This is a genomic window from Vibrio sp. Isolate23, from assembly GCF_022398095.1.
Taxonomy (GTDB): Bacteria; Pseudomonadota; Gammaproteobacteria; order Enterobacterales; family Vibrionaceae; genus Vibrio; species Vibrio coralliilyticus_A.
This window is the reverse complement of the sequence record NZ_JAKEUV010000005.1, coordinates 117,531-130,701: the sequence shown is the minus strand read 5'-3', so window position 1 is coordinate 130,701 and position 13,171 is coordinate 117,531. Positions and strand designations below refer to the sequence as shown.

The following is a 13,171-nucleotide window of genomic DNA, read 5'->3' as shown; positions in this document are numbered from 1 at the left end:
GATTTAGCTGCCGAGATGGTGAAATTGGTAGACACGCTAGCATGAGGTGCTAGTGCCTTAGGTGTGAGGGTTCGAGTCCCTCTCTCGGCACCATTGTTTACAAACTTGTAAAACACCTTGGAGAGCGTATAATGCTCGACAAGTCGGACGCGGGGTGGAGCAGCTTGGTAGCTCGTCGGGCTCATAACCCGAAGGTCGTCGGTTCAAATCCGGCCCCCGCAACCAATCCTTTACTGGATGTGGACAAGTTTGCACAGTCGCTAATAGCAACTGTGAGTTAAGCAAACTTTAATTGCTTAACACATCAGGGTCCAGCATCAAAAAACCCCGACTTTCGGGGTTTTTTGTTATCTAAATTTCTGTATTGCAGAAATTTAGACATTGCTTGGAATTTAAATTGGGCTCTGAGCCCTTTTTTTGTTTCTGGAGTGGTTTAAATGACTGGTTTAGAAAGACAACTTACTGAAATGCTTGAAGCTCCAGTAGCAGCATCAGGTTATGAGTTAGTTGGATTAGAATTTATTCGCGCAGGCGAACATTCAACGCTACGTATCTTTATTGACCATGAAAATGGCATCACTGTGGATGACTGTGCAGAAGTTAGCCGTCAGGTTAGCGCAGTAATGGACGTTGAAGATCCAATCACCGTGGCTTACAACCTAGAAGTGTCTTCTCCAGGTTTAGAAAGACCACTTTTCAAAGCAGCACACTATGAACAATTTATTGGTCACGAGGTAAGCATCGTTTTGAAAATGGCTGTTGGCAACCGTCGTAAGTGGAAAGGTGTTATCCACGCTATAGAAGGTGAAACAGTAACAGTTACTGTGGACGGCAACGCTGAAGAGTTTGCTTTGAGCAACATTTCAAAAGCTAACCTGATCCCTAAATTTTAATTAAGGTCTTAGAGGCTATTTAAAATGAGTAAAGAAATTTTAGCGGTAGCAGAAGCGGTATCGAACGAAAAAGGGGTACCTCGTGAGCGCATCTTTGAAGCCCTAGAGATTGCTCTAGCTACATCTACAAAGAAAAAGCACGAAATCGAAATCGATGTTCGTGTTGAAATTGACCGTAAGACCGGAGAGTTTGATACTTTCCGTCGTTGGTTGGTTGTTGAAGACGTTGAAAACCCAACAAAAGAAATTTCACTTGAAGCTGCACAGTTTGAAGATGAAACTATTGAGCTGGGTGCTTATGTTGAAGACGAGATCGAATCCGTCACGTTTGACCGTATTACGACGCAAACTGCAAAGCAAGTAATTGTACAAAAAGTACGTGAAGCTGAGCGCGCACAGATCGTAGAGCAGTTCATCGACAATGAAGGTGAATTGGTTACTGGTGTAGTGAAAAAGGTTAATCGCGATACCATCGTTCTTGATCTAGGTAATAATGCTGAAGCGGTAATCTTACGTGATGACCAGCTTCCTCGTGAAAACCATCGTCCAGGTGACCGTGTTCGTGGTCTTCTTTATCGAGTAGCGCCAGAAGCGCGTGGTTTCCAACTGTTCATCACGCGTTCTAAACCAGAGATGCTGGCAGAACTATTCCGTGTTGAAGTACCGGAAATTGCAGAAGAGATCATTGAACTGAAAGCTGCAGCTCGTGATCCAGGTTCTCGTGCGAAGATCGCTGTGAAAACAAATGACAAACGTATTGACCCTGTTGGTGCGTGTGTAGGTATGCGTGGTGCACGTGTACAAGCGGTTTCTGGCGAGCTAGGTGGTGAGCGTATTGATATCGTGCTTTGGGATGATAACCCAGCTCAGTTCGTTATCAATGCAATGGCTCCGGCTGATGTGGCTTCTATCATTGTTGATGAAGATGCACACGCAATGGACATCGCGGTTGAAGCGGATAACCTAGCACAAGCAATCGGCCGTAATGGTCAAAACGTCCGTTTGGCTTCTCAACTTACGGGTTGGGAACTGAACGTGATGACAGTTGAAGACCTACAGAAAAAACATGCTGAAGAGTCTCAAGCGTCGATCGAAAACTTCATGAAGTATCTAGATATCGAAGAAGATTTCGCTCAATTATTGGTTGAAGAAGGCTTTTCTACTCTGGAAGAAGTCGCTTACGTACCTGTAAACGAACTTCTTGAAGTGGATGGTCTAGACGAAGACTTAGTTGAAGAACTACGTAGTCGTGCTAAAGATGCCCTTACTACCCTAGCACTAGCTCAAGAAGAGTCTTTTGAAGGCTTAGAGCCTGCAGAAGATTTGCTTGGCCTTGAGGGGCTAGAGCGTGAGATGGCATTTAAACTAGCGGCTAAAGGTGTAGCAACACTGGAAGACCTAGCAGACCAAGGTATTGATGACCTAGAAGGTATCGATGGCCTAACTGAAGAACGTGCGGGTGAGCTTATTATGGCAGCTCGTAACATCTGTTGGTTCGGCGAAGACGCATAATATTCAGCAAGGAGGAAGCGGCATGACACAAATTACTGTTAAAGCACTGAGTGAAGAAATTGGTACACCAGTTGACCGCTTATTAGAGCAACTTGCTGATGCTGGTATGACAAAAGCGAGTGCAGATCAGGTGACTGAAGAAGAGAAGCAAAAGCTTCTTACTCACCTGAAAAAAGAGCACGGTGATACTTCTGGTGAAGCTGAGCCAACTCGTTTAACTCTACAGCGTAAAACTCGCAGCACACTCAGCGTTAATGCTGGTGGCGGCAAGAGTAAGGATGTTCAAGTAGAAGTGCGCAAAAAGCGCACTTATGTGAAGCGCAGCACTATCGAAGACGACGCAAACCGCGAGGCTGAGGAAGCAGCAAAGCGTGAAGCTGAAGAGCTTGCGAAGCGTGAGGCTGAAGAGCTAGCAAAACGTGAAGCTGCAGAGAAAGCACAACGCGAGGCCGAAGAAAAAGCGAAGCGAGAAGCGGATGCAAAACGTGAAGCTGAAGAAAAAGCCAAACGCGTACAAGCTGATAAGGCTAAGAAAGACATGAATGCAACAAAAAGTGCAGAAGTGAACGCGCAAGCGAAACAAGAAGCTGACGAACTGAAACGTCGTCAGGAAGAAGAAGCACAGCGTAAAGCGGAACAAGAAGCAGCTAAGCTTGTTGAAGAAGCTCGTAAGCTGGCTGAAGAAAATGAAGCTCGCTGGAGTGAAGCGGAACAGAAGAAGAAAGAGCTAGAAAACTCTGACTACCATGTCACGACTTCATCTTATGCACGTGAAGCAGAAGATGCCGCTGACCGTCGTGAAGAAGGTGGCCGTCGTAAGAAGAAGAAAGCTTCTGGCAACGATGAGCAAAACAAACGTGGTGGTCGTAACCAGCGTGGCGGTAAGGGCCGTAACAAAGGTAAACTGGCGAAACCTGCTTCAATGCAACAAGGCTTCGATAAGACAGCAACGGTTGCTAAATCGGACGTTGTTATTGGTGAAACTATCGTGGTTTCTGAGCTGGCAAGCAAAATGTCAGTAAAAGGCACGGAAGTCATCAAAGTTATGATGAAGATGGGCGCTATGGCGACTATCAACCAGGTTATTGACCAAGAAACAGCGGCACTTGTTGCTGAAGAAATGGGCCATAAAGTTATCCTGCGTAAAGAGAATGAGCTTGAAGAAGCGGTATTGTCTGATCGTGATAGCAACGCAGAAGCGGTTCCACGTGCACCAGTTGTGACTATCATGGGCCACGTTGACCATGGTAAGACATCGACACTAGACTACATCCGTAAAGCACATGTTGCTTCAGGTGAAGCGGGCGGTATTACACAGCACATCGGTGCATACCACGTTGAAACTGAAAACGGTATGATCACTTTCCTTGATACTCCTGGACACGCGGCGTTTACCGCAATGCGTGCTCGTGGTGCTCAAGCGACAGATATCGTTGTTCTAGTAGTTGCAGCAGACGATGGCGTAATGCCACAAACCATCGAAGCAATCCAGCACGCGAAAGCGGCAGGTGTGCCTCTGATTGTTGCTGTGAACAAGATCGATAAAGAAGATGCGAACCCAGATAACGTGAAGAATGAGCTAGCTCAGTATGACGTTATTCCTGAAGAGTGGGGCGGTGAGAACATGTTTGTTCACATCTCTGCCAAGCAGGGTACCAACATTGATGGTCTACTAGAAACTATCCTTCTACAATCTGAAGTTCTTGAGCTTACAGCGGTAGAAGAAGGTATGGCATCTGGTGTGGTTGTTGAATCTCGCTTAGATAAAGGTCGTGGTCCTGTTGCTACTGTACTGGTTCAGTCTGGTACGTTGAACAAAGGCGATATTATTCTTTGTGGTCAAGAATATGGCCGTGTTCGTGCAATGCGTGACGAGAATGGTCAAGAGATCTTTACTGCGGGTCCATCTATCCCTGTAGAAATCATCGGTCTGTCAGGTGTTCCAGCATCTGGTGACGAAGCAACCGTTGTACGTGACGAGCGTAAAGCGCGTGAAGTTGCTAACTACCGTCAAGGTAAGTTCCGCGATGTGAAACTAGCACGTCAACAGAAAGCCAAACTTGAGAACATGTTCTCTAACATGGCTGCTGGTGAAGTTGCTGAGCTTAACGTGGTACTTAAAGCTGACGTTCAGGGTTCGGTTGAAGCAATCGCAGATTCTCTAGTGAAACTTTCTACTGACGAAGTGAAAGTGAACATTGTGGGCTCTGGTGTAGGCGGTATCACGGAAACGGATGCCGTTCTAGCAGCCGCGTCGAATGCTATTATCCTAGGCTTTAACGTTCGTGCTGATGCGACAGCTCGTCGTGCTGTAGAGAACGAAAACCTTGATCTACGTTACTACTCAATCATTTACCAATTGATTGATGAAGTGAAACAAGCCATGGGTGGTATGCTTGCTCCAGAATTTAAGCAAGAGATCATTGGTCTTGCTGAAGTACGTGACGTGTTTAAGTCACCGAAACTGGGTGCTATCGCAGGTTGTATGGTTACGGAAGGCCTTATCAAACGTAACAACCCTATCCGCGTACTACGTGATAACGTTGTTATCTACGAAGGTGAGCTAGAGTCACTGCGTCGCTTTAAAGATGACGTTCAAGAAGTTAAGAACGGCTACGAATGTGGTATCGGCGTTAAGAACTACAATGATGTTCGCGTTGGTGACCAAATCGAAGTATTTGAAGTCGTTGAAGTGAAACGTACTCTAGACTAATTGACTATAATTACAGGCTTACTTATTGATAGTTAAGCCGTAATTGGTTGTTGAATACGCCATGGGGGGGTGGAATTTATCCATCCCCCCATTCTTTCTAATAAGAGAAAAGATATGTCAAAAGAATTTAGCCGAACGCAGCGCGTTGCACAGCAGCTGCAAAAAGAACTTGCGATGATCCTTCAGCGTGAAGTTCGTGATTCTCGCTTAGGTATGGTGACCATTTCCGATGTAGAAGTGTCGCGTGACCTAGCTTATGCCAAAGTGTTTGTCACTTTCCTTTGTGTGGGCGAGCAAACACCAGAATCTTGCCTAGAAGCACTACGTGAGCATGAAGTGCACATCCGTATGATGCTAGGTAAGCGTATCCGTTTACGCTTGACTCCTGAAATTCGCTTCCATTATGACAATACACTTGTCGAAGGTATGCGTATGTCTAATCTGGTCAGTGAAGTGATCAGCGAAGACAAACGAAAACAGCAAGATGCTGGTCGTGAAGATGAGAATTCGGAAGAAGGTAACGCGTAATGGCTCGTCGTCGTAAAGGTCGTCCAATTAATGGTGTTGTCCTTTTAGACAAGCCAACAGGTATTTCATCGAATGATGCTCTGCAGAAAGTAAAGCGCATCTATTTTGCTGAAAAAGCCGGACATACCGGCGCTCTGGATCCTCTCGCGACAGGCATGTTACCCATCTGCCTTGGTGAGGCAACCAAGTTCTCTCAATTTCTATTGGATTCAGATAAGCGTTATCGAGTGATCGCTAAACTGGGTGAGCGAACTGACACCTCTGATTCCGATGGAGAAGTTGTTGAAACTCGTCCAGTTAATGTTTCATTAGAGCAACTTGAAAAGTGTATTGATAAGTTCCGAGGTGAATCTGATCAAGTCCCATCGATGTTTTCAGCATTGAAATGCCAAGGGAAGCCACTTTACGAATATGCTCGTCAAGGTATTGAAGTACCTCGTGAATCGCGAAAAATCACTGTATACGAAATTATTCTACATCGTTTTGAGGGTGATGAAGTTGAAATGGAGGTCCATTGCTCAAAAGGGACTTACATTCGTACTATCGTTGATGACCTCGGTGAAATGCTGGGATGTGGTGCCCACGTTACTATGCTACGTCGTACTGGGGTTGCGAAATATCCATATGAGAAGATGGTCACTTTAGAGCAGCTTAATGAACTTTTAGAGCAAGCGCATCGTGATGAAGTCGCGCCTAAAGAGTTGCTTGATCCTCTACTACTGCCAATGGACACTGCCGTTGAAGATTTACCTGAGGTGAACCTAAACGCTGAGCTAACAGATTTAGTGCAGCATGGTATGCCAGTACAAGTACTCGGTGCTCCAGAAGGGACTGCGCTGCGTATGACGTCTGGTGACGAGAAGCTTTTTATTGGTGTTGCTGAGGTTAATGATGATGGTAAAGTCGCGCCAAAGCGTTTAGTTGTCTTTCGTGGTGACGCTGAGTAATCACTAATTACGAGTACAAAAACCGAAGCTTAGTGCTTCGGTTTTTTATTATGCAAAGAAACGCTTTACTCTATAAGATTGTTGGCTTGAAGAGCTTCTCTCAGTTGTTCAGCACGTTTACGGTTCACGCCAAAGTCTGAATAGCCAACGCGAGACTCGGAACGAACAATCAACTGATTAGCCTCTATTTTTAGCTCTAAATCGTCCACAAAGCGCATGATTTTAGATGTGCACTCGATTCGCAGATAATTTCCTTCTTTCACCGCTGTCTTCGCGCCTGGCAGTTCAAGTGCAACTTGCTCAATGGCATCGATGTTTGCGGATTCGGTTAAGGTGAATGGTGCTAGGTTGTATTCTTCACGTGTGTCTTGGGTAGAAACGCAGTTTGGTTTGTCACCACAAGGTAATTGAGAACGATCCGTCATGGTTGTGACTCCTTGGCTACAAGCAGTTAAGCCGAGCAAAGTGATAGAAAGGAGAGCGGCTTTTTTCATTGTTTTATTCCTTATATTACGAACTTAATTATATGTAATAAAAGAAAAAAGGATCCAATTGTAGGATCCTTTTTGAGACGTTAGCTGGGATTAAACTTCAAGGTAATCGAGAATGCCTTCCGCCGCTTTTCGACCTTCATCAATCGCAGTGACGACCAAATCTGAGCCTCGTACCGCATCGCCACCCGCAAAGATCTTTTCGTTGCTGGTCTGGAATTGGAGCTCTTGTTTCGCAGGAGCTTTGATACGCCCCCATTGATCCAACTCGACATCAAATGGTGCTAGCCAATCCATTTTGTGCGGCTGGAAACCAAACGCCATGATCACGACGTCTGCTGGTAGAACGTGCTCACTGCCTTCGACGGGCTCTGGACGTCGGCGACCTGCGTCATCAGGTTCACCAAGGGCAGTTTTCACCACTTTGACCCCTGAGACTTTGCCTGACGCATCCACTTCAATTCCCAAAGGCTGAAGGTTGAACATGAACTTCACGCCTTCTTCCTTGGCGTTTTTCACCTCGCGGCGAGAGCCTGGCATATTGGCTTCATCACGACGGTAAGCACATACAACGCTTGATGCGCCTTGGCGGATAGAGGTACGAACACAGTCCATCGCGGTATCACCACCACCGAGTACCACTACGCGTTGCTTTGCCATGTCGATAAAAGGTTTGTCGTGCTCCAAGCCCATGACCTTGTACGTATTTGAAATCAGGAATGGCAGAGCATCGTAAACGCCCGGCGCACCTTCATTTTCTAGTCCCGCACGCATGTACTTGTAAGTACCAACACCCAAAAAGACGGCATCGTACTCATCAAGTAGCTCTTGCATTTGCACATCTTTACCTACTTCGACATTCATCTTGAACTCAACGCCCATCTCGGTGAAGACGCGACGACGATTTTCCATCACGCCTTTTTCAAGCTTGAATGAAGGGATACCGAAGGTCAGTAGTCCACCAATTTCAGGGTAGCGATCAAATACGACAGGTTTGACGCCATTGCGCACTAGGATATCAGCAGCGGCCAAGCCGGCTGGGCCTGCGCCAATGATGGCGACCTTTTTATCGGTCCATTCCACCTTCGACATATCTGGCTTCCAACCCATTTCGAACGCTTTGTCGGTAATGTATTTTTCAATGTTACCTATGGTGACAGCGCCAAAGTCATCATTGAGAGTACAAGAGCCCTCACACAGGCGATCTTGTGGACAAACTCGACCACAAACTTCAGGCAAGCTGTTGGTTTGGTGGGACAGCTCAACAGCTTCAAGAATACGGCCTTCATTGGCAAGCTTTAGCCATTGTGGAATGTAGTTGTGGACAGGGCACTTCCATTCACAGTAGGGGTTACCACAATCTAAGCAGCGATCCGCTTGTGCAGTCGCTTGTTGCTTGGTAAATGGCTCATAGATTTCAACGAACTCGATCTTCCGAACTTTGACAGGCTTCTTCGCAGGATCTACGCGTTGAACATCGATAAATTGATAAACGTTCTGACTCATGATTCAAACATCCTCCATGATTACTGGGCTTGAACGCGCAGTTCTGCGGCACTGCGACTCTGGTGACCAAGTAGCGTACGCAAATCCGCCGCTTGAGGCTTCACCAAGTAGAACTTTGGAATCCATTCATCAAAGTTCGCTAAGATATTTTCTGCGTGGCTAGAGCCAGTTTCTTCAAGATGCTCGGCAATTAGACCACGTAAGTGCTCTTGATGTATGTAGAGATCCGACAAAGAAATCGCTTCAACGGATTCATTGTTCACGCGACCTTGGAAGTCTTGGTTTTCATCCAAGACATAAGCAAAACCGCCCGTCATACCTGCGCCAAAGTTCACACCGGTCGCGCCAAGAATGGCAACAATACCTCCGGTCATGTACTCACAAGCGTTATCGCCAGCGCCTTCAATGACGGCAATCGTACCTGAGTTACGTACGCCGAAACGCTCACCGGCTTTACCTGCGGCAAACAACTTACCGCCAGTTGCCCCGTACAGACAGGTGTTACCAATGATGGTCGCCTCATTACACTTAAATGCGGTGCCAAGGTGAGGTTTGATAACCAGCTTACCTCCAGCCATGCCTTTACCTACGTAGTCGTTTGCATCACCAGTGAGGTAAAGCTCTACGCCACCCGCGTTCCAAACGCCAAATGACTGACCTGCAGTACCATCTAAGTGCAGTTTGATTGGCGTTGCCGCCATGCCTTGGTTGCCGTAGCGCTGAGCGATTTCACCTGATAGGCGAGCACCCACAGAACGGTCGGTGTTGATCATGTTGTAGAAGAAGCTAGCAGATTGACGTTTCTCAACCGCTTGCAGCGCGTCTTCAATGATCTTGTTGTTTAGCTCTGCTTTATCAAATGGTGTATTTGGTTGCGTCCAATAAAGAGGGTGTCCTTCTGGAGAGACTGGTGCCTCGAGGATATTCGACAAATCCAGCTTGGTTTGTTTTGCTGTCAGACCTTCAACGGTTTCCAACAAATCGGTACGACCAATCAAGTCAGTCAGTTTTTCAACACCAAGTTCAGCAAGTAATCCGCGCACTTCGTCCGCCAGACCGATGAAGTAGTTCATCACCATTTCCGGCAGGCCTTTGAAGTACTCTTTACGCAATGTCTCGTCTTGAGTTGCAACTCCTGTGGCACAGTTGTTGAGGTGACAAATACGTAGGAACTTACAACCCATTGCCACCATTGGCGCAGTACCAAAACCGAAGCTTTCCGCACCGAGAATCGCCGCTTTCACCACGTCTAGACCAGTTTTTAGACCGCCATCTACTTGTAGACGGATCTTATGGCGTAGACCATTGGCAACCAGTGCTTGTTGTGTCTCTGCCAGTCCCAATTCCCAAGGGCTACCTGCGTATTTCACTGAAGTTAATGGGCTTGCTGCGGTACCGCCGTCGTAACCTGAGATGGTAATAAGATCTGCGTAAGCTTTCGCGACACCTGTTGCGATGGTACCGACACCTGGTTCAGAAACTAACTTCACCGAAACCAGCGCATTTGGATTGACCTGTTTTAGGTCGAAGATCAGTTGGGCTAAATCTTCAATCGAATAAATATCATGGTGCGGGGGAGGGGAGATCAGAGTTACTCCCTGTACCGAATAACGCAGTTTCGCGATTTCTGCGGTGACTTTGTGTCCCGGTAACTGGCCACCTTCACCCGGCTTCGCACCCTGTGCCACCTTGATTTGCAGTACATCTGCATTGGTAAGGTAGTGAGGCGTTACACCAAATCGCCCAGAAGCAATCTGCTTGATACGTGAGTTACGCTCTGTACCGAAGCGACGTGGATCTTCACCACCTTCACCTGAGTTAGAGTAGCCACCGAGACGGTTCATCGCTGTTGCAAGTGCTTCGTGCGCTTCTGGGCTAAGTGCGCCAATGGACATCGCCGCAGAATCAAAGCGTTTGAAGAGCTCAGTGCTAGGCTCGATTTGCTCAAGTGGTAGCGGTGAGTCTGATTTTTTCAGCGCCATTAAGTCACGCAGCATGGCAACAGGACGTTGGTTTACCTGCTTAGCAAAGCTCTGATAATCGTTGCTTTCGCCTGATTTTACCGCAGTTTGCAGTGTGCCAACCACGTCTGGGTTGTAGGCGTGATATTCACCACCGTGGACGTATTTCAATAAGCCGCCATGCTCGATAGTTTTACGTTTCGCCCAAGCTTTACGAGAAAGGTTGTACAAATCTTGTTGGAAGTCGTCGAAGTTCGCGCCTTCAATACGAGTCGTCACGCCTTTAAAGCATAAGTCGACGACTTCTTGGCTTAAGCCAACCGCTTCAAATAGTTGCGAGCAGCGGTAAGAGGCGATGGTAGAAATCCCCATTTTTGACATGATCTTGTACAGACCTTTGTTGATGCCGTATTGGTAGTTTTGCATCACATCGCGATAGTCTTTTTCTAGCGCTTTATCATCAATCAGCTTACCTAGCGCTTCATAAGCAAGGTATGGGTAAACAGCAGTGGCACCAAAGCCAAGCAAGACGGCAAATTGGTGTGGGTCACGTGCTGTGGCTGTCTCAACAACAATGTTGGCATCACAACGTAAGTTGGCATCAATCAAGCGAGTTTGAACCGCACCGACTGCCATTGCTGCAGGAATTGGTAGCTTGCCTTTGACTAAAGCGCGATCCGAAAGCACCACTAGCACAGTGCCTTCACGTACGACCTGTTCGGCTTGCTCACACAGATCATCAATGGCTTGTTTAAGATCTTTCTGTTGTGGATCGTAGTTGATATCGAGAATGGTATTACGGTAGTGATCATCACCAAGCTCGAGTAACTGCTGCATGTCTGAGTAAAGTAATACTGGCGAATCGAAGGTCACTCGGTAGGCGTGGCCATCGGTTTCACAGAAGACGTTCATCTCCTGACCAATACTGGTCGCCAGTGACATAACGTGTTTTTCACGCAATGGATCGATTGGCGGGTTGGTTACCTGCGCGAACTTCTGACGGAAATAGTCAGTCACCAAGCGCTCTTTAGAGGATAAGACGGCCATCGGGGTGTCATCACCCATTGAACCGACCGCTTCTTGTCCCATATCACCAAGGACACGTAGTACTTGATCGACCTCTTCATTGCTCATGGCAAATTGCTTTTGATAAGTCTTGAGTAAGTCTTCATCAAAGCTGCGCTCACCCACTTGATCTTCAGGTAGCTGAGCAAAAGGTGTGAGTTTGCGAACGTTGTTTTTCATCCATTCGCGATAAGGGTGACGAGATTTCAGGTCGTTATCAATCTCGCTCGATTGCCAAAGCTTACCTTTTCTAGTGTCGATAACCAGTAGTTCACCAGGACCAACACGGCCTTTCTCGGCAACTTCATCTGGAGCGTAATCCCAAATCCCCACCTCAGAAGCCAGAGTGATCAACTTGTCTTTGGTAATCACATAGCGTGCAGGACGCAGACCATTTCGATCTAGGTTACAGGCAGCGTAACGGCCATCGGACAGTACGATACCTGCCGGGCCATCCCATGGTTCCATATGTTTGGAGTTGAAGTCGTAAAACGCTCGTAGCTCCGGATCCATATCTGGGTGGTTTTGCCATGCTGGTGGCACAAGCATGCGCATCGCACGGAAAATATCCATACCACCAGCTAAAAAGAGATCCAGCATATTATCTAGGCTGGAAGAATCTGAACCTGTCTCGTTCACAAATGGCGCCGCAGTTTGTAAGTCAGGTAGCAGTGGTGATGAGAACTTGTAAGCCCGAGCACGAGCCCATTGGCGGTTACCTTCGATAGTGTTGATCTCACCATTGTGAGCAAGGTAGCGGAATGGTTGAGCCAGCGGCCAACGAGGTTGAGTATTAGTTGAAAAACGTTGGTGGAACAGGCAGATAGCGGATTCCATGCGTAGATCAGCAAGATCAAGATAGAAGCGCGGTAAGTCCGCCGGCATGCACAAGCCTTTGTAGACCAGAACTTGTGTCGACAAGCTACAGATGTAGAAATCAGGATCTTCGGTGATTTGTTTCTCGATGCGACGACGTGCGATGTAGAGGCGACGTTCAATGTCACGCTCGCGCCAACCTGCCGGAGCAGAGATAAAGACTTGCTGAATGTTTGGAAGTGAATCGGCGGCGATTGGGCCGAGTACTTCTGAATTGGTTGGTACTTCACGCCAACCCGCAACAGTTAACGTCTCTTGTGCGAGTTCTTTGTTGACGATGTCCTTGGCAAGTTGGGCTTTGACCGGGTCTTGATTGAAAAAAAACATCCCTACGGCATATTGCTTGCCAAGGTTAAAGCCATTTTCTTCAGCGATAAGGCGTAAATAGGAATCGGGCTTTTGTAATAGAAGGCCACAACCATCACCGGTTTTACCATCAGCGGCGATACCACCACGATGAGTCATGCGATCTAATGCCGAAATTGCCGTACGAACCAGTTTGTGACTTGGTTGCCCATCCATGTGCGCAATCAGACCAAATCCACAGTTGTCTTTCTCAAGACTAGGATCATATAAAGCCATTGCAATTCTCCCTTTGCTTCTCTGTCTTCTAGACAGAACTACCAACATGATAAGGGTTGGTATATATGACTAACTATGCTTTTAATTTGTTAAATTT

General features: G+C 47.0%; 8 protein-coding genes and 2 tRNA genes. 7 read left to right on the top strand and 3 right to left on the bottom strand.

From position 1 onward, the window contains the following. Window positions 1-9 precede the first annotated feature (9 nt). From L1D31_RS14210 to truB, 7 genes are all read left to right on the top strand, one after another. A tRNA-Leu gene (locus tag L1D31_RS14210) sits at window positions 10-93 on the top strand. Between the two features lie 55 nt (window positions 94-148). Continuing rightward, window positions 149-225, top strand: a tRNA-Met gene (locus L1D31_RS14205). Between the two features lie 212 nt (window positions 226-437). After that, window positions 438-893, top strand: coding sequence for a ribosome maturation factor RimP (gene rimP / locus L1D31_RS14200; protein WP_239837751.1), 456 nt, complete (start codon window positions 438-440; stop codon window positions 891-893). A 24-nt stretch (window positions 894-917) separates the two neighbouring features. Beyond that, window positions 918-2,405 (top strand): transcription termination factor NusA, encoded by a 1,488-nt coding sequence (gene nusA / locus L1D31_RS14195; protein ID WP_239837750.1) that lies wholly within the window; start codon window positions 918-920, stop codon window positions 2,403-2,405. A gap of 22 nt (window positions 2,406-2,427) precedes the next feature. Then, entirely contained in the window at window positions 2,428-5,118 is a 2,691-nt protein-coding gene (gene infB, locus L1D31_RS14190; RefSeq protein ID WP_239837749.1) for a translation initiation factor IF-2, read from the top strand. A 114-nt stretch (window positions 5,119-5,232) separates the two neighbouring features. Beyond that, window positions 5,233-5,646, top strand: a complete 414-nt coding sequence (gene rbfA / locus L1D31_RS14185; RefSeq protein WP_239837748.1) for a 30S ribosome-binding factor RbfA — start codon at window positions 5,233-5,235, stop codon at window positions 5,644-5,646. Continuing rightward, the gene (gene truB / locus L1D31_RS14180) at window positions 5,646-6,593 is read left to right on the top strand and encodes a tRNA pseudouridine(55) synthase TruB (RefSeq protein WP_239837747.1); all 948 of its coding nucleotides are present in this window, start codon (window positions 5,646-5,648) and stop codon (window positions 6,591-6,593) included. The genes rbfA and truB overlap by 1 nt, the downstream gene beginning before the upstream one ends. Window positions 6,594-6,658: 65 nt before the next feature. Here truB and L1D31_RS14175 read toward each other — a convergent pair whose 3' ends face one another. From L1D31_RS14175 to gltB, 3 genes are all read right to left on the bottom strand, one after another. Beyond that, window positions 6,659-7,087, bottom strand: coding sequence for a DUF1499 domain-containing protein (locus tag L1D31_RS14175; RefSeq protein WP_239837746.1), 429 nt, complete (start codon window positions 7,085-7,087; stop codon window positions 6,659-6,661). 90 nt (window positions 7,088-7,177) lie between these two features. Continuing rightward, the gene (locus tag L1D31_RS14170) at window positions 7,178-8,590 is read right to left on the bottom strand and encodes an FAD-dependent oxidoreductase (protein WP_239837745.1); all 1,413 of its coding nucleotides are present in this window, start codon (window positions 8,588-8,590) and stop codon (window positions 7,178-7,180) included. A gap of 20 nt (window positions 8,591-8,610) precedes the next feature. Next, the gene (gltB, locus tag L1D31_RS14165) at window positions 8,611-13,074 is read right to left on the bottom strand and encodes a glutamate synthase large subunit (RefSeq protein ID WP_239837744.1); all 4,464 of its coding nucleotides are present in this window, start codon (window positions 13,072-13,074) and stop codon (window positions 8,611-8,613) included. Window positions 13,075-13,171: the final 97 nt, after the last annotated feature.